We start from the raw sequence: 17,482 nt of genomic DNA on the forward strand, positions 1-17,482 counted from the left end.
GCGGCAGCTCCTACGGGCTGCTTTCTACGCCTGCCAAAACCCCATCGGGCCACCCCAAAGGCTCGCCCGAGATCGAGACGGATGCAGATTATGCACAGGCTAAAGCACGGCCTACTCCAGGCCGCCGGTTGGCTGTTCTACCTGAGTTTACTGATGGGCCTCGCCATGGCGTTGCCCGTGTCCACGTTCGACTCCGAGTCGAAGGACTTCATTTTCCTGATTGGCGCCGTAGGTATCTGGCGCTACTCGATGGGTGCCACGCACTTTGTGCGCGGCATGATTTTTCTGTACATCGTCTACCCGTACCTGCGGCGCAAAGTGCGCAAGCTGGGCAAAGCGGCTGACCCGTCCCACGTGTTCCTGATGGTCACCAGTTTCCGCATCGATGCCCTGACCACCGCGCAGGTCTACAGCTCGGTGATCCGCGAAGCCATCGACTGCGGCCTGCCGACCACCGTGGTCTGCTCCATCGTGGAGATGTCCGATGAGCTGCTGGTCAAAAGCCTGTGGAACCGGATGAACCCGCCGTCCCGGGTCAAGCTCGACTTCGTGCGCATTCCGGGCACCGGCAAACGCGATGGCCTGGCCTACGGCTTCCGCGCCATCTCCCGGCACCTGCCGGATGATCGCGCAGTGGTCGCGGTGATCGATGGCGACACCGTGCTGGCCGAAGGCGTGGTGCTCAAGACTGTGCCGTGGTTCCAGCTGTTCGGCAACGTCGGTGGCCTGACCACCAACGAATTCTGCGAAGTGCGCGGCGGCTACATCATGAGCGAATGGCACAAGCTGCGTTTCGCCCAGCGCCACATCAACATGTGCTCGATGGCCTTGTCCAAGCGCGTGCTGACCATGACCGGCCGCATGTCGGTGTTCCGCGCCACCGTGGTCACCAACCCGGACTTCATCGCCGACGTGGAAAGCGACTCGCTGCAACACTGGCGCCTGGGTCGCTTCAAGTTCCTAACCGGCGATGACAAGTCGAGCTGGTTCAGCCTGATGCGCCTGGGCTACGACACGTTCTACGTGCCCGACGCGGCGATCAACACCGTTGAACACCCGCCGGAAAAGAGCTTCATCAAGGCCAGCCGCAAACTGATGTTCCGCTGGTACGGCAACAACCTGCGGCAGAACTCCCGAGCCCTGGGCCTGGGGATCAAACGCCTCGGCGTGTTCACTTCGGTAGTGCTGTTCGACCAGCGCGTGTCGATGTGGACCTCGCTGCTGGGCCTGACCGTGGCGCTGATCGCCAGCTTCAAGTACGGCACCGCGTTCATCCTGGTGTACCTGCTGTGGATCGGCATCACCCGGTTCATCCTGACCTTGTTGCTGTCGTGCTCCGGACACCGGATCGGCCCGGCCTACCCGGCGATTCTCTATTACAACCAGATCGTCGGCGCGCTGGTGAAGATCTACGTGTTCTTCCGCCTCGACCAACAGTCCTGGACTCGCCAACCCACTTCTCTGACCCGTGATCTCGCCAGCTTTCAACGTTGGTTCAACACCTGGTCGTCTCGGACCATGACCTTCTCTGCCGGCAGCATTTTTGTCGCCGTGCTGCTGTTGATGGTCTGACCGAACTCGCCTGAATTAACTAGGAAAACGCCCCCTATGAATACCGCCGTCAACGCCAACGTAGTGCACGAATCCGAAGCCCAGCGCCAACATGCCCGAGTGAAAATCCCGGCCAAGTTGCGTTTCTTCGGCCCAGACCGGACGCCGGTCGAAGCCCGGGTGATCGACCTGTCCGCCGGTGGCCTGGCGTTCAACGCCGGTCAATTGCCGCTGAAGATGGGTGACGTGTACAAGGCCCGCCTGCAATTCGTCATCGACAACCTCGGCCTGGCCATGGACGTCGAGTTGCAGGTCCGCTCTTTCGATCGCGAGACCGGACGCGCCGGCTGCCAGTTCCAGAACCTGGAACCACGGGACATCTCGACCCTGCGCCACCTGATCACTTCGCACCTGGCTGGCGACATTGTCAGCGTGGGTGAAATGCTGGCGACCCTGCAGCGCGACAATTTCACCAAGGCGCGCAAGTTGAAGGACGGCGGCCACGGCATGACCGCGTTCGGCCGCATGAAAGCCGTGACCTTCAGCCTGGGGATCTTCGTTGTCGGCCTGGCTGCATTCGGCTTTGTTTTCAAATCGGTGTACGGCATGTACTTCGTCAGCCACGCCCAGGCTGGCCTGGTCAGCGTGCCGGGCGTGAACATCACCATGCCCCGCGACGGCACCGTGCAGAGCCTGGTGAAAGCCGACGGCGTGGCCGCCAAGGGCGCACCGCTGGCGACCTTCAGCACCAGCATGCTCGACGTGCTCAAGGGCCATCTGGACGAAGACCAACTGCAACCGGCCAAGGTTGAAGAACTGTTCGGCAAGCAGATGACCGGTACCCTGACCTCGCCTTGCGACTGCACCGTGGCCCAGCAAATGGTCGCCAACGGTCAGTACGCCAGCAAGGGCGACGTGATCTTCCAACTGGTGCCGCGCAACAGCGAAGCCAATGTTGAAGCGCGCTTCTCCTATCGCCAGTTCGGCGACGTACGCCCGGGTACTTCGGTGCGCTTCCAGATCGCCGGCGAGGACAAGAGCCGCACCGGCAAGATCGTCAGCAGCACCAGCCTGAAAAGCGCCGACCTGTCCTCGGACATCCGCGTGCTGATCCAGCCGGACGAAACCCTGGACAGCTCCCTCGCCGGCCGCCCGGTGGAAGTGAACAGCGACCGTGGCCCGAACCTGAACTGGCTGATCGACAAAGCCATGGCTGTCGGTCTTTAAGTCGAGGACATGCCTGTGACTACTCCAACCCTCAACACGCCGCCGACCCTGTGGGAGCGAGCCAGCTCGCGATGGGATCGACGCGGTCTGTCTGATGCACCGAGTCGCCTGCTTCGCGAGCAGGCTCGCTCCCACATGGGGTCTCTGTGTGCCGTTGCATTGGCGGTGAGCCTGGCCGGTTGCGCCGGCCTGCCCGACCAGCGCCTGGCCAACGAAGCGCTCAAGCGCGGTGACACCACCACTGCAGCGGCGAACTATCGGCAACTGGCAGACCTGGGCTACAGCGAAGCCCAGGTCGGCCTGGCCGATATCCAGGTCGACAGCCGTGACCCGGCGCAGATGAAACAGGCCGAGGCGACTTACCGCGCCGCGGCCAGCGTTTCGCCGCGCGCCCAGGCGCGCCTCGGTCGCCTGCTGGTGGCCAAGCCCGGCTCCACCGAAGCGGAACAACACGAAGCCGAAACCCTGTTGAAAAAAGCCGCTGCCGCAGGCGAAGGCAACACGCTGATCCCGCTGGCGATGCTGTACCTGCAATACCCGCACAGCTTCCCCAACGTGAATGCGCAGCAGCAGATCAGCCAATGGCGTGCCGAGAACAAACCGGAAGCAGGTCTGGCGCAGGTGCTGCTCTATCGCACCCAGGGCACCTATGACCAGCATCTGGATGACGTGGAAAAAATCTGCAAGGCCGCGCTCAACACCAGCGACATCTGCTACGTCGAACTGGCCACGGTCTATCAGAAACAGGCCAAGCCAGAGCAACAGGCCGAGCTGATCAAGCAGATGCAAGCGGCTCATGCCCAAGGCACCGTTTCGGCGCAGCGCGTCGACAGCGTCGCCCGCGTGCTCGCCGATGCGTCACTGGGCAAGACCGACGAGAAAACCGCGCAGTCGCTGCTCGAACCGATCGCACCGGGCTACCCGGCGTCGTGGGTCACCCTCGCGCAACTGCTCTACGACTTCCCGGAACTGGGCGACGTCGACCAGATGATGAAGTACCTGGACAACGGCCGCGCCGCCGACCAGCCCCGCGCCGAACTGTTGCTGGGCAAGCTTTACTTCGAAGGCAAACTGGTGCCGGCCGACGCCAAGGTCGCCGAAGCGCATTTCCAGAAAGCCGTTGGCCGAGAAGTCGCTGCCGATTACTACCTCGGCCAGATCTATCGCCGTGGCTACCTGGGCAAGGTCTATCCACAGAAGGCCCTCGACCATCTGTTGACCGCTGCGCGCAACGGCCAGAACAGCGCCGACTTCGCCATTGCCCAACTGTTTTCCCAAGGCAAGGGCACCAAGCCTGATCCGCTGAACGCCTACGTCTTCAGCCAACTGGCCCTGGCCCAGAACACTCCGCAAGCCACCGAGCTTGCGCAAACAATCCAAACGCAATTGCCGCCCGACCGGTTGGCCGAAGCCCAACGCCTGTTGAAACAAGAACAGGCCGTGCGCGGTGCCCTGAGCCCGAACACGCCGGAAATGCATGCCCTGCAAGAAGAAGATGGCGAGGAATCCCAATGAAGTTGAATCCATTCATGAAGGCCGGCATTGGCCTGACATTCGCGCTGATCTGGTCTTGCCCGACGCTTGCTGCGATGACTGAGACCAAGAACTTTGGCCTCGAGGTGAAGGTTACCGGCCAATCCGAAGACGACAGTGACCTCGGTACCCAGAGCGGTGGCGACGTCAACGGCGTCGGCCTCGACTTGCGTCCATGGATCTATGGCGAAAGCGGCGCGTGGAGCGCCTATGCCATGGGGCAAGCCGTGACGGCCACCGACATCATCGAGACGGACACCTTGCAAGGGACCGCCAGCGATGGCACCACGCCCACCGACAACGGTGATCGCAAGACCAAGAAAAACTACCTGGCCATGCGCGAATTCTGGGTCGGTTACAGTGGACTCACGCCGTATCCGGGCGAGCAGTTGAAGCTCGGTCGCCAACGCCTGCACAACGCCGACGGCCAATGGCGCGACACCAACATCGAAGCCCTGAACTGGACGTTCGACACAACCCTGTTGCGCGCCAACGTCGGGGTCGCCGAACGTTTCAGCGAGTACCGCACCGACCTCACGGAACTCGCCCCGAAAGACAAGGATCGCCTGCACGCCTACGCCGATGCTTCGTATCAGTGGACACCGGGCAACTGGGTCGGTATTCGCGGTCATCATACCCACGACAACGGCAAGCTCGACTACCCGGAACCGGGCGTGCCGGCCGATTCGCTGGACAAGAAACAGAACGGTGACATCAGCTGGATCGGCCTGACCGCCGACAGCGACGCCTATAACTGGCGCAATACCAACACGGTCAATTACTGGGGCAGCATCACCGGCATGAGCGGTGACATCGACAAGGTCAACCCGCTGAACGCCGATGGTACGTCGCCGGCCGAAGCCAAGCGCGGTGAAAACCTCAACGGCTGGGCCACCGATATCGGCGTGCGTCTGCGCCTCGACCCGCAATGGCAAGTCGGTGCCGCCTATGCCCGAGCCAGCGCCGAGTACGAACAGAACGGCCTGGAAAGCAACCGCTCGAACTACACCGGTACGCGCTCGCGGGTTCATCGTTTCGGCGAAGCCTTCCGTGGCGAAATGCAAAACATGCAGACCGCGACGTTGTTCGGCTCGTGGATGCTCAACGACGAATACGACGCAAGCCTGATCTACCACAAATTCTGGCGCGTCGACGGCAACAAGCCGATCGGCAGCAATGGCATCAACGCGGTGGAAAACAACACCGATGACGCCACCGGCGCCATTCTTTCCACCACGTCCCTGCCGCTGAACGATGGCGAGAAAGACCTCGGTCAGGAGATGGACCTGGTGGTCACCAAGTACTTCAAGCAAGGCCTGTTGCCGGCGGCGTTGAGCCAGTCGATCGACGAGCCTTCGGCCCTGGTGCGCTTCCGTGGTGGCGTGTTCAAGCCAGGCGATGCGTACGGCAAGGAAGTCGATTCGTACATGCACCGCGCGTTCATCGACGTGATCTGGCGCTTCTGATGCACATTGCGAAGGGAGTCTCCCAGATGAATCATCCAGCCCGAAAAGGCTCGATCAGCCTGTTGGCCGGCGCGATGCTGCTGGCCAGCATGACTGCCTTCGCCAACGTGGAACCGGCGAAGCCGGTAACCACGGCCAAGGAACTGCAACAGGCCAAGACCTACACCGTCAGCAGCGCACCGACCGCGCCGCTGGAACTGGCCACGCCAAAACTGCCGGACGTTTCCGGCTACACAGCCGAAGCCATCGCCGCGAAGATCGTGCGCAGCAAACCGGGCAAGATCAGCCTGCGCCGGATGATGCAGGAAGACGCCCTCAAGGACTTCATCGGTGGCGACAACAAGATGGCCGAGTGGGTGGTGCGTCAGCACGGCATCCCCCAGGCGATCTTCGTAGACGACGGCTACATGAACCTCAAGGACCTGGCGAAAAAGGTCCCCAAACAGTACTTCAGCGAAACCTCGCCGGGTGTGTTCCTGGCGAAGTTGCCGATCGTGGTCGGTCGTCACGGCATTCTGGAAATCGACAAGCAGACCCAGGAACTGCGCCTGTCCCAGGAGGCCGGTTCGTTCCTGGTCAACGACGGCCAGCTGTTCGTTCGCGATACCAAAATCACTGGCTGGCGCGAGAAGGACAACGGTCCGGCGACGTTCAACTCGCCCAAGGAATTCCGTCCGTTCCTGCTGTCCTGGGGCGGCACCGAGACCTACATCGCCAACAGCAAGATCGCCAGTTTCGGCTACGCCAACAGTAAGTCCTATGGTGTGAGTATTTCCCAGTACACGCCGAACATGGCCAAGGTGCTCAAGCGCCCTGAGCCGACCGGCTGGATCGTCGGTTCCGAATTCTCGGACATGTGGTACGGCTTCTACTGCTATGAGACCCGCGACTTCGTGGTCAAGGGCAACACCTACAAAGACAACATCGTCTACGGCATCGACCCGCACGACCGTTCCCACGGTCTGATCATTGCCGACAACACGGTGTACGGCACCAAGAAGAAGCACGGGATCATTATTTCCCGTGAGGTCAACGACAGCTTCATCTTCAACAACCGCAGCTACGACAACCACCTCTCGGGGCTGGTGATCGACCGTAACAGCGTAAACAACCTGATTGCCCACAACGAGATCTACCAGAACCACACCGACGGCATCACCCTCTACGAGAGTGCCGACAACCTGTTGTGGGGCAACCGCGTGTTGAGCAACAAGCGCCACGGCATCCGCATTCGTAACAGCGTGAACATTCGCCTGTACGAAAACGTCGCCATGGCCAACGGCCTGACCGGTGTCTACGGGCACATCAAGGACCTGAGCAACACCGACCGTGACATCAAGCTCGACCCGTTCGACGCCCAGGTGTCGCTGATCGTGGTGGGTGGTGAACTGGCAGCCAACGGCAGCGGGCCGCTGTCCATCGACTCGCCGCTGAGTGTCGAGCTGTATCGCGTGTCGATGCTCGCGCCGGCCAAATCCAGCGGCATCAGCTTCACCGGCATCCTTGGCGAGCGCCAGGATGAAATTCTCGACCTGCTGGTGCGCCAGCAGAAAGCCGTGCTGATCGACCCTGTCGAACGCCAGACCGAAATGCGGGACTGAGGATAATCTTATGCACCCACACTTGATCAAATTACTCAGCCTGTCGGCCCTGACCGCCGGCATTCTCGCGGCCAGCGGCGGTGTTCGCGCCGATGAAGTCAAAGCACCCAGCTTCACTGCGGAGCCTTGCTGCAGCCTGTGCCCGGCTGCTCACGATGCGAAGAACTACACCACCCGTTATCAGCAGAACTTCACCACGCTGGTACAGGCCCAGGGTGACTGGCTGTTCCGTACGCAAGAAGACTTGCGCACCGAATTCGACACCACGCCCGCCGGCTACAAACGCATGAAACAACTGCACGATGCGTTCAAGAGCAAAGGTGTGGAACTGGTTGTCGTGTACCAGCCGACCCGTGGCCTGGTGAACCGCAACAAGCTCAACCCGGCTGAGAAGGCCAGCTTCGACTTCGACAAGGCGCTGAAGAACTACAAGTCCATGCTCGGTCGTTTCGCGCAGATGGGCTACGTGGTTCCGGACCTGTCGCCACTGACCAACGAGTCGCTGCCCGACACCCTGCCCGCCCACGATTTCTACTTCCGTGGCGACCAGCACTGGACCCCGTACGGTGCTCAGCGCACGGCAAAAATCGTCGCCGAGAAGGTCAAGCAATTGCCTGAATTCGCCGACATTCCCAAGCGCGAATTCGAGACCAAAAAGTCGGGTCGCATGGGCAAGACCGGAACCTTGCACAACATGGCCGGTCAACTCTGTGGCACCAGCTACGCGATCCAGTACATGGATCAGTTCACCACCGAGCCGAAGGGCGAAGCGGGCGATGGCGATCTGTTCGGCGATTCCGGCAACCCGCAAATCACCCTCGTGGGTACCTCCCACAGTGGCAAGAACTACAACTTCGCCGGTTTCCTCGAAGAGGCCATCGGCGCCGACATCCTCAACGTGGCGTTCCCAGGCGGCGGCCTGGAAGGTTCGATGCTGCAGTACCTGGGCAGCGACGAGTTCCAGAAGAACCCGCCGAAAATTCTCATTTGGGAATTCTCGCCGCTGTACCGCCTCGACCAGGAAACCATCTACCGCCAGATGATGGCGCTGCTGGACAACGGTTGCGAAGGCAAGGATGCACAGATGTCCGGCAGCGCCACGCTCAAGCCGGGCAAAAACGAGTTGATGGTCAACAGCAAGAACATGGACCTGCGCAACGCTAGTCACCAGGTCGACATCCGCTTCGCCGACACCTCGGTGAAAACCCTGCAAGCCACCCTCTGGTACATGAACGGTCGCCACGAGGACATCAAGATCGAAAAACCGGAAACCTCCGAGACTGACGGGCGTTTCGCTTTCGAGTTGCGCACGGACGAAGACTGGGCCTCGCAGAACCTGCTGGCCGTTGAAGTCCAGGGCCCGGAACAAGCGGGTGCCGCGCCACAGAAAGTCGAAGCGAAAATCTGCAAACGCAACGTATTCCCGGGCGCCGAACAGCGTACTGCTTCGGTCGGGCAATGAGGTCTGCTATGCGCTATCCGAAATTTTCAACACTGTTGGCACCGACGCTTTTGAGCGTGGCGATGTTCGCCGGGGCCACGCAAGCGGCTGCGCCACTGCGTCCACCCCAGGGCTATTTTGCGCCTGTGGATAAATTCAAGACGGGCGACAACAGCGAAGGCTGCGATGCGATGCCGACGCCGTACACCGGCTCGTTGCAATTTCGCAGCAAGTACGAAGGTTCGGACAAGGCCCGCGCGACCCTGAACGTGCAGTCGGAAAAAGCCTTTCGCGAAAGTACCGCCGACATCACCAAGATCGAGCGCGGCACCAGCAAGCGCGTGATGCAGTTCATGCGTGACGGTCGCCCGGAACAACTGGAATGCACGTTGAGCTGGCTGACGGCCTGGGCCGAGGCCGATGCCTTGATGTCCAAGGACTTCAACCACACCGGCAAGTCGATGCGCAAATGGGCGCTGGGCAGCATGGCTTCGGCGTATATCCGCCTGAAGTTTTCCGACTCCCACCCGTTGGCCACCCATCAACAGCAAGCGCAGTTGATCGAAGCCTGGTTCAGCAAGATGGCCGACCAGGTGGTCAGCGACTGGGACAACCTGCCGCTCGAGCAGACCAACAACCACTCGTACTGGGCGGCCTGGTCGGTGATGGCCACTTCCATCGCCACCAACCGCCGCGACCTGTTCGACTGGGCAGTGAAGGAATACAAGGTCGGCGCCAACCAGATCGACGCAGACGGCTACCTGCCCAACGAACTCAAGCGCCAGCAACGGGCCCTGGCCTACCACAACTACGCCCTGCCGCCACTGGCGATGATCGCCAGTTTCGCCCAGGTCAACGGTGTGGACTTGCGTCAGGAAAACAATGGCGCACTCAAACGCCTGGGTGACCGGGTGCTGGCCGGGGTGAAAGACCCGGGTGAGTTCGAGGAAAAGAACGGCAAGGAACAGGACATGACCGACCTGAAAGAGGACATGAAATTCGCCTGGCTCGAACCGTTCTGTTCGCTCTACACCTGCTCGCCCGAGGTGCTGGCGAAGAAGCACAAGATGCAACCGTTCAAGACCTTCCGCCTCGGCGGTGACCTGACCAAGGTCTACGACCCGGCCAATGAAAAGGGCAGCAAGGGTTCTTGAGGTTTAACACGATCCAATGTGGCGAGGGGGCTTGCCCCCGTTGGGGTGCGCAGCGCCCCCAGATCCTGACAACGCGGTAATTCAGACAGAGCGCGCGGACAGGTATTACGACTGCTTCGCAGCCGAACGGGGGCAAGCCCCCTCGCCACAGGTTCAGTGTCAGGTGTGAGTTTTTTGTGTGTTACCCCCCAGTTTTTCTTGGGGGGTTTGGGGGGGCCGTTGGCCCTTGACTGTTGGTTCAAACAAGGAGAGATCGGGATGGTTTTTTCGTCCAACGTGTTCCTGTTTTTGTTCTTGCCGATCTTCCTCGGCTTGTACTACCTGAGCGGGCAACGCTATCGCAATTTGCTGCTGCTGATTGCCAGCTACGTGTTCTACGCCTGGTGGCGTGTGGACTTCCTCGCGTTGTTCGCCGGCGTCACGCTGTGGAACTACTGGATCGGCCTGAAAGTCGGTGCCGCCGGGGTCAGGACCAAACCGGCACAGCGCTGGCTGCTGCTCGGCGTGGCTGTCGACCTGTGCATCCTCGGCTACTTCAAGTACGCCAACTTCGGCGTCGACAGCATCAACGCGATGATGACGTCGGTGGGTCTTTCGCCATTCATCCTGACCCACGTGCTGCTGCCGATCGGGATCTCGTTCTACGTCTTCGAGTCCATCAGCTACATCATCGACGTCTACCGTGGCGATACCCCGGCGACCCGCAACCTGATCGACTTCGCGGCGTTCGTGGCGATCTTCCCGCACTTGATCGCCGGCCCCGTGTTGCGCTTTCGCGACCTGGCCGACCAGTTCAACAACCGCACCCACACCCTCGACAAGTTCTCCGAGGGCTGCACGCGGTTCATGCAGGGTTTCATCAAGAAAGTCTTCATCGCCGACACCCTGGCGGTGGTGGCCGACCACTGCTTCGCCCTGCAAAACCCGACCACGGGCGATGCATGGCTTGGCGCCCTGGCGTACACCGCGCAGCTGTATTTCGACTTCTCCGGTTACAGCGACATGGCCATCGGCCTGGGCCTGATGATGGGTTTCCGCTTCATGGAAAACTTCAAGCAGCCGTATGTCAGCCAGTCGATCACCGAGTTCTGGCGGCGCTGGCACATCAGCCTGTCGACCTGGCTGCGTGACTATCTGTACATCACCCTCGGCGGTAACCGTAAGGGCACGCTGATGACCTATCGCAACCTGTTCCTGACCATGCTGCTCGGTGGTCTGTGGCACGGCGCGAACATCACCTACATCGTCTGGGGGGCGTGGCACGGCATGTGGCTGGCGATTGAAAAAGCCATCGGCCTGAACACCTCGCCACGCAGCTTCAACCCGATCCGCTGGGCACTGACCTTCCTGCTGGTGGTGATGGGCTGGGTGATCTTCCGCGCGGAAAACCTGCACGTCGCCGGGCGCATGTACGGCGCGATGTTCAGCTTCGGCGACTGGTCGCTGTCGGAACTCAACCAGGCCAGCCTCACCGGTCTGCAAGTGGCGACCCTGATCGTGGCTTACGTGACCCTGGCGTTCTTCGGCCTGCGGGATTTCTACACCAATCAGCCTCCGGTCAAGACCAAGCCTGCCGTGAACGTCGACACCGACGGCCCGGCCGCTGCGACACCGGGAACGATCAAGGCCGTGCCTGGGGATAACCCGGCGAGCATCCACCAGCCTGGCTACACCGTCGGCGTCGAAGCCCAGGTGCAACCGGCCTACTGGACCGCTGACTGGTCGCGCTACGTGATGCGTGCGCTGGTGCTGCTGCTGTTCATTGCCTCGATTCTCAAACTCTCGGCGCAAAGCTTCTCGCCGTTCCTTTACTTCCAGTTCTGAGGGATCTGACCATGACCCGCTCATTACGCATCTTCTACATCGCGCTGTTCCTGGTGACCCTGCTGGTGCTCGGTCTGTGGTCGGTGCGCAGCTTCTTCGGCTTCAGCACCAACGCCGATGCGACGGTGCTCAACGGTCGCTGGACCAAGGCCGTGGAAACGCACTACGACGACGAGTTCCCGATCAAGCGCCTGGGCACCAACCTCTGGGCCGCGCTGGATTTCAAACTGTTCAACGAAGGTCGTCCAGGCGTGGTGCTCGGTCGCGACCAGTGGTTGTACAGCGATGAAGAATTCCACCCGGTGGTCAACGAAGAGCTGAACCTGCAAGGCAACTACGCGCTGGTCGAAGGCGTGCGCCAGACCTTGAAGGAAAAAGGCGTGCAACTGGTGATGGCAGTGGTGCCGGCCAAGGTGCGCCTGTACCCGGAACACCTCGGTGAAGTGAAACCGGCGAGCATCCACGCCAACCTCTACAAGGATTTCCACCAGCGCCTGGCCGCCGACCGGATTCCGGCCCCTGACCTGCTCGGCCCGCTGCAACAGGCCAAGCAGGATGGCCAGCAAGTGTTCCTGCGCACCGACACTCACTGGACGCCGCAAGGCGCCGAGATCGCCGCCAACCGTCTGGCCAAAACCATCGCCGACAAGTACCCGCTGAGCGGCGAGCCGCAGCGCTTCGTCACCGAACCTGCGGAGACCATCACGCACAAAGGTGACCTGCAGTTGTTCCTGCCGCTCGACCCGCTGTTCGAAAACCTGATGCCGGCGCAAGAGCCACTGCAAAAGCGCAACACCGTGGCAGCGGATGACCAGCCGGCCGGTGACGATGCCCTGTTCGCCAACACCGAAGTGCCGGTGGCCCTGATCGGCACCAGCTACAGCGCCAACCCCAACTGGAACTTCGTCGGTGCGCTCAAGCAAGCGCTGCACAGCGACGTGGTCAATTACGCCGAAGACGGCCACGGCCCGATTCTGCCGATGCTCAGCTACCTCAAGAGCGATGCCTTCAAGAACAGCCCGCCACAGGTGCTGATCTGGGAGTTCCCTGAACGATATCTGCCTGTGAACAACGAAATCGGCGACGCCGACCCGCAGTGGGTCGCAGAGCTTAAACAAGCCGGCGCCCGCCAACAAAACGTAGCCATCAACAAATCCGAGACGCCCGACCGGGCGCAAAACTGAAAGAGAGGTACACCATGACTTTCACTACAACTCCGCGTCGTCTCGCCAAACGCATTGCCCTGGTTGCCGGCCTCAGCGTGCTGTCGGTACAAGCTTTTGCCGGTGGCGACGCCGCCCTGTACGGCCCGACCGCACCGAAAGGCTCGACCTTCGTGCGTATCTACAACGCGAGCAACTCCGAAGTCAGCGCCACCGTCGGCAGCACCAACCTGAGCGATGTCGCGCCACTGTCGAGCAGTGACTTCAGCTTCATGCCGGGCGGCGACTACAGCGCCAAGGTCGGTAGCCAGAGCCTGCCGGTGAAACTGGCCGGCGACCACTATTACACCCTGGTCAACAACGCCAGCGGCGTACCGCAACTGATCGAAGAGCCGCCGTTCAAGAACAAGCAGAAGTCCCTGGTACGCGTGCAGAACCTGAGCGACAAGGCGCTGACCCTGAAGACCGCCGACGGCAAGACCGACGTGGTCCCGAACGTTGCGCCCAAGGGCCGCGGCGAGCGTGAAATCAACCCGGTGAAGGTCAGCCTGGCCTTGTACGACGGCACCACCAAAGTCGGCGACGTGAAACCGGTCGCCCTGGAGCGCGGTGAAGCCGCGGTGCTGTACGTCACCGGCAGCGGCAGCAGCCTGTCGCCGGTCTGGGTGAAACGCCCGGTGTCGACGCGCTAATCAATTTGCCTGACTGACGCCGCTCCCCTTGTAGGAGCGAGCCTGCTCGCGATAGCGGACTGACATCCAATAATGATGTCGACTGACACACCGTCATCGCGAGCAGGCTCACTCCTACAGGGGACCGCAGCGTCAATCCGGACACGAAACAAAAACAAGAGTGAAACGACAGAACGCAGTAGCTCTAACCAATCGATATTCAAGGAGTAACAACATGATTCCGGTGATCTTGTCAGGTGGTAGCGGCTCACGTCTTTGGCCGCTTTCCCGCAAACAATTCCCCAAGCAGTTCCTGGCCCTGACCGGCGAACACACCCTGTTCCAGCAAACCCTGGAACGCCTGGTGTTCGAAGGCATGGACACGCCAATCGTGGTCTGCAACAAGGACCACCGCTTCATCGTCAACGAGCAATTAGCGGCGCGCAAACTGGAAACCCAACGCATCCTGATGGAACCGTTCGGTCGCAACACCGCGCCGGCCGTGGCCCTGACTGCGATGATGCTGGTCAGTGAAGGTCGCGACGAGCTGATGCTGGTACTGCCGGCCGACCACGTGCTGGAAGACCAGAAGGCCCTGCAACGCGCCCTGGCCCTGGCCACCGTCGCCGCCGAAAACGGTGAAATGGTGCTGTTCGGCGTGCCGGCCACCAAGCCGGAAACCGGTTATGGCTACATCAAGTCGACCAACGACTCGCTGCTGCCTGAAGGCGTCAGCCGCGTCTCGCACTTTGTCGAAAAACCCGACGTGAAGCGCGCCACCGAGTTCGTTCAGTCCGGCGGTTACTTCTGGAACAGCGGCATGTTCCTGTTCCGCGCCAGCCGCTTCCTCGAAGAGCTGAAGAAGCACGATCCGGACATCTACGACACCTGCCTGCTGACCCTGGAACGCAGCCATCAGGATGCCGACACCATCACCTTCGACGAAGCCACCTTCGCTTGCTGCCCGGACAATTCCATCGACTACTCGGTGATGGAAAAAACCCAACGCGCCTGCGTCGTGCCGCTGACCGCCGGCTGGAGCGATGTCGGCTGCTGGTCGTCGCTGTGGGAAGTCAATGAAAAAGACGCCAACGGCAACGTCACCAAAGGCGACGTGGTGATCCAGGACAGCCGCAACTGCATGATCCACGGCAACGGCAAACTGGTGTCGGTGATCGGCCTGGAAAACATCGTCGTGGTCGAAACCAAGGACGCCATGATGATCGCCCACAAGGACAAGGTCCAAGGCGTGAAGCAGATGGTCAACACCCTCAACGAACAGGGCCGCACTGAAACCCAGAACCACTGCGAGGTCTACCGTCCGTGGGGCTCCTACGACTCTGTGGACATGGGCGGTCGTTTCCAGGTCAAGCACATCTCGGTCAAACCGGGCGCGTGTCTGTCGCTGCAGATGCACCACCACCGCGCCGAACACTGGATCGTCGTCAGCGGCACCGCTGAGGTGACCTGTGACGAGAACGTGTTCCTGCTGACCGAGAACCAGTCGACCTACATTCCAATCGCTTCGGTGCACCGTTTGCGCAACCCGGGCAAGATTCCGTTGGAGATCATCGAGGTTCAATCGGGCAGCTACCTGGGCGAAGACGATATCGAGCGGTTTGAAGATATCTACGGTCGCTCGACGCCGGTTGAGCGTGGCGTGGCGGTGAAAACCATCGCGCAGTAACGCTCAGTAAAACAAGAAGCCCTCGTCCAGCCTGCTGCGTCCCTATCCGCAGCAGGCTGGGCGGGGGCTTTTTTTGCATTGGTTTTTTGCAGTGCCTCGACTGGCCTCTTCGCGAGCAGGCTCGCTCCCACAGGGTTTTGGGTTGATCACAGATTTTGTGCCAGGCTCGGTCCAATGTAGGAGCGAGCCTGCTCGCGATGGGGCCAGTCAGCACACCATGAATCGCCCATCGCCAACCCCACCTGCGCTTAGGTAGGATGACCCTCTCTATTCCCGAGATTTCACGTCATGTTCATCGGCGTCCTGCTGGTCATCACCTGGCTGATCCTGTTGCTGCGCTATCCGGCCAAGGCCTTGCCCGTATCCCTGGCGGCTGCCGTGGGGCTGGGCATCGTCGCGACCTGGGTCATCTGGATGGACCACCGCGAACTCAAGCAACTGCAGCGCCTGGAGTTGCGCATCAGTTACGCACCGCAGCAGTGTCCCGCCGATCGCCCATTGAAATTGACCCTGAACAACGGCAATGACGTGCCGCTGACTGAGTTGCGCTGGCGGGTCGCGGCGTATGCACCGGGCGATACGGTGAACCTGGCCGACAATCAATATACCGCCCCGCGTTATCGTGGCCCCGGCGAACTGCAGGCCGGTGGCAACTGGGAAGACTGTTTGCCGCTGCCGCCACTGCGTCCTGGCTACCGTCCGGAAACCCTGGAGTTTCGCGCCGAGCGATTGCAGGGTAGTTTTTCCGACTGATCCCTCCCCCATTTTTTGCACAAGGAATGCGCCATGCCCGTTGCGTTGATTACCGGTTGTTCCAGCGGCATTGGCCGCGCCCTTGCCGATGCGTTCAAGGTCGCCGGCTATGAAGTCTGGGCCAGTGCGCGCAGGGCCGAAGATGTCGCCATGCTGAGCGCTGCCGGATTTACCGCCGTGCAACTTGACGTCAACGACGGTGTAGCCCTTGAGCAATTGAGCGAGCGCATCAACCAGGAATGCGGTGGTCTCGACGTGCTGATCAACAACGCGGGTTATGGCGCCATGGGGCCGCTGCTCGATGGCGGCGTACCGGCCATGCAACGCCAGTTCGAAACCAATGTGTTCGCTGTCGTTGGCGTCACTCGCGCGATGTTTCCCGTGCTGCGCCGGAGCAAAGGATTGGTGGTGAATATCGGCAGTGTTTCGGGTGTGTTGGTCACGCCATTCGCCGGCGCCTACTGCGCCTCGAAAGCCGCCGTGCATGCCTTGAGCGATGCCTTGCGCATGGAACTGGCGCCATTCGGCGTGCGGGTCATGGAAGTCCAGCCGGGGGCCATCGCATCCAGCTTCGCCAGGAATGCCGGGCACGAAGCCGAGCAACTGATCAGCGAAAAATCGCCATGGTTCCCGCTGCGCGAAGGCATACGCGCCCGGGCTAAAGCCTCTCAGGACAACCCGACCCCGGCCAATGAATTCGCCGCAGGTTTGCTCAAGGCTGTACAGCAGGACAAGCCGCCGCGACTGATTCGCCTGGGCAATGGCAGCCGCGCGCTGCCGCTGCTGGCCGGGTTGTTACCCAAGGGGCTGCTGGAATCAGGGCTGATGAAGCGGTTCGGGTTGCGTGGGCATCTCTGAGACCGATTCGCCTGCAATCGCGAGCAAGCTCGCTCCCACAAGGATTTTTGGTGTGAATGCTATCTATGCCATCCAGCAGAACCCTGTGGGAGCGAGCTTGCTCGCGATGACGCGAGCACCAACACTGCAAAACTCCAGGAAACGCTAGCATGACCGACTACACCGAATACTTCGAAGAAGTGATCCAGGCCCACGTGGCCATCGAACAATGGCTGGCCGAAGAACGCGACGCATCCGAACTCGAAAAACTGCTGACACGTTTTTCTCCGCAGTTCTCCATGGTCTCGCCACTCGGCAGGGTGCTGGATTTTGACGCGCTGAACGAATTGTTCACCCTGGCGGGCGGCAAGAAGCTCGGGTTCCGCATCGAGCTCAGCGAGCTACGCGGTATTGCGCTGTACGACGGCGGCGCGACCGTGAGTTACCGCGAGCAACAGACCGATGCCACCGGGCTGCATTCGGATCGTCGCTCGACCGTAGTGTTCGAGAAGCAGGCGGATGGCCGGGTGATCTGGCGGCATTTGCATGAGACGTTTTGCAAGGAGTGAACCTC

Annotated in this window: 14 protein-coding genes; all 14 read left to right on the forward strand. The window is 61.0% G+C overall.

All coding sequences use genetic code 11. From position 1 onward, the window contains the following. Positions 1-87 precede the first annotated feature (87 nt). A complete protein-coding gene (alg8, locus tag AABM52_RS25385; RefSeq protein WP_347912686.1) occupies positions 88-1,572 on the forward strand; it encodes a mannuronan synthase in 1,485 nt (494 codons plus the stop codon). A gap of 36 nt (positions 1,573-1,608) precedes the next feature. Continuing rightward, positions 1,609-2,778, forward strand: a complete 1,170-nt coding sequence (locus AABM52_RS25390; RefSeq protein WP_347908869.1) for an alginate biosynthesis protein Alg44 — start codon at positions 1,609-1,611, stop codon at positions 2,776-2,778. A gap of 15 nt (positions 2,779-2,793) precedes the next feature. Continuing rightward, a complete protein-coding gene (algK, locus tag AABM52_RS25395) occupies positions 2,794-4,293 on the forward strand; it encodes an alginate biosynthesis TPR repeat lipoprotein AlgK (RefSeq protein ID WP_347908870.1) in 1,500 nt (499 codons plus the stop codon). Continuing rightward, positions 4,290-5,777 carry an alginate export family protein gene (locus tag AABM52_RS25400; protein ID WP_347908871.1) on the forward strand — a complete coding sequence of 496 codons (1,488 nt, stop codon included), beginning with the start codon at positions 4,290-4,292 and terminating at the stop codon, positions 5,775-5,777. Before algK ends, AABM52_RS25400 begins: the two co-directional genes overlap by 4 nt. 26 nt (positions 5,778-5,803) lie before the next feature. Continuing rightward, positions 5,804-7,378 carry a mannuronan 5-epimerase AlgG gene (gene algG / locus AABM52_RS25405; protein WP_347908873.1) on the forward strand — a complete coding sequence of 525 codons (1,575 nt, stop codon included), beginning with the start codon at positions 5,804-5,806 and terminating at the stop codon, positions 7,376-7,378. Between the two features lie 10 nt (positions 7,379-7,388). Next, complete coding sequence (locus AABM52_RS25410; protein ID WP_347908875.1) at positions 7,389-8,840, forward strand: alginate O-acetyltransferase; 1,452 nt, start codon at positions 7,389-7,391, stop codon at positions 8,838-8,840. 8 nt (positions 8,841-8,848) lie between these two features. Further along, a complete protein-coding gene (locus AABM52_RS25415) occupies positions 8,849-9,973 on the forward strand; it encodes a mannuronate-specific alginate lyase (RefSeq protein ID WP_347908877.1) in 1,125 nt (374 codons plus the stop codon). Between the two features lie 258 nt (positions 9,974-10,231). Next, positions 10,232-11,797, forward strand: coding sequence for an MBOAT family protein (locus AABM52_RS25420; protein WP_347908878.1), 1,566 nt, complete (start codon positions 10,232-10,234; stop codon positions 11,795-11,797). An 11-nt stretch (positions 11,798-11,808) separates the two neighbouring features. Then, positions 11,809-12,981 (forward strand): alginate O-acetyltransferase, encoded by a 1,173-nt coding sequence (locus tag AABM52_RS25425; protein WP_347908880.1) that lies wholly within the window; start codon positions 11,809-11,811, stop codon positions 12,979-12,981. A gap of 14 nt (positions 12,982-12,995) precedes the next feature. Then, positions 12,996-13,652 carry an alginate O-acetyltransferase AlgF gene (locus tag AABM52_RS25430; protein WP_347908882.1) on the forward strand — a complete coding sequence of 219 codons (657 nt, stop codon included), beginning with the start codon at positions 12,996-12,998 and terminating at the stop codon, positions 13,650-13,652. A gap of 214 nt (positions 13,653-13,866) precedes the next feature. Next, complete coding sequence (locus AABM52_RS25435) at positions 13,867-15,318, forward strand: mannose-1-phosphate guanylyltransferase/mannose-6-phosphate isomerase (protein WP_347908884.1); 1,452 nt, start codon at positions 13,867-13,869, stop codon at positions 15,316-15,318. A gap of 288 nt (positions 15,319-15,606) precedes the next feature. After that, entirely contained in the window at positions 15,607-16,071 is a 465-nt protein-coding gene (locus tag AABM52_RS25440) for a multidrug transporter (protein ID WP_347908886.1), read from the forward strand. 33 nt (positions 16,072-16,104) lie between these two features. Further along, positions 16,105-16,929 carry an SDR family oxidoreductase gene (locus tag AABM52_RS25445; RefSeq protein WP_347908888.1) on the forward strand — a complete coding sequence of 275 codons (825 nt, stop codon included), beginning with the start codon at positions 16,105-16,107 and terminating at the stop codon, positions 16,927-16,929. Positions 16,930-17,078: 149 nt separating this feature from the next. Further along, complete coding sequence (locus tag AABM52_RS25450; protein ID WP_347908890.1) at positions 17,079-17,477, forward strand: DUF4440 domain-containing protein; 399 nt, start codon at positions 17,079-17,081, stop codon at positions 17,475-17,477. Positions 17,478-17,482: the final 5 nt, after the last annotated feature.

The sequence above is a fragment of the Pseudomonas grandcourensis genome, from assembly GCF_039909015.1.
In the GTDB taxonomy this organism is placed as follows: domain Bacteria; phylum Pseudomonadota; class Gammaproteobacteria; order Pseudomonadales; family Pseudomonadaceae; genus Aquipseudomonas; species Aquipseudomonas grandcourensis.

What these genes read in the sequence shown, in the direction of transcription:
- AABM52_RS25390 (WP_347908869.1), top strand. Translation starts at nt 1,609, where the DNA reads ATGAATACCGCCGTCAACGCCAACGTAGTGCACGAATCCGAAGCCCAG.
- AABM52_RS25400 (WP_347908871.1), top strand. Translation starts at nt 4,290, where the DNA reads ATGAAGTTGAATCCATTCATGAAGGCCGGCATTGGCCTGACATTCGCG.
- algG (WP_347908873.1), top strand. Translation starts at nt 5,804, where the DNA reads ATGAATCATCCAGCCCGAAAAGGCTCGATCAGCCTGTTGGCCGGCGCG.
- AABM52_RS25410 (WP_347908875.1), top strand. Translation starts at nt 7,389, where the DNA reads ATGCACCCACACTTGATCAAATTACTCAGCCTGTCGGCCCTGACCGCC.
- AABM52_RS25415 (WP_347908877.1), top strand. Translation starts at nt 8,849, where the DNA reads ATGCGCTATCCGAAATTTTCAACACTGTTGGCACCGACGCTTTTGAGC.
- AABM52_RS25420 (WP_347908878.1), top strand. Translation starts at nt 10,232, where the DNA reads ATGGTTTTTTCGTCCAACGTGTTCCTGTTTTTGTTCTTGCCGATCTTC.
- AABM52_RS25425 (WP_347908880.1), top strand. Translation starts at nt 11,809, where the DNA reads ATGACCCGCTCATTACGCATCTTCTACATCGCGCTGTTCCTGGTGACC.
- AABM52_RS25430 (WP_347908882.1), top strand. Translation starts at nt 12,996, where the DNA reads ATGACTTTCACTACAACTCCGCGTCGTCTCGCCAAACGCATTGCCCTG.
- AABM52_RS25435 (WP_347908884.1), top strand. Translation starts at nt 13,867, where the DNA reads ATGATTCCGGTGATCTTGTCAGGTGGTAGCGGCTCACGTCTTTGGCCG.
- AABM52_RS25440 (WP_347908886.1), top strand. Translation starts at nt 15,607, where the DNA reads ATGTTCATCGGCGTCCTGCTGGTCATCACCTGGCTGATCCTGTTGCTG.
- AABM52_RS25445 (WP_347908888.1), top strand. Translation starts at nt 16,105, where the DNA reads ATGCCCGTTGCGTTGATTACCGGTTGTTCCAGCGGCATTGGCCGCGCC.
- AABM52_RS25450 (WP_347908890.1), top strand. Translation starts at nt 17,079, where the DNA reads ATGACCGACTACACCGAATACTTCGAAGAAGTGATCCAGGCCCACGTG.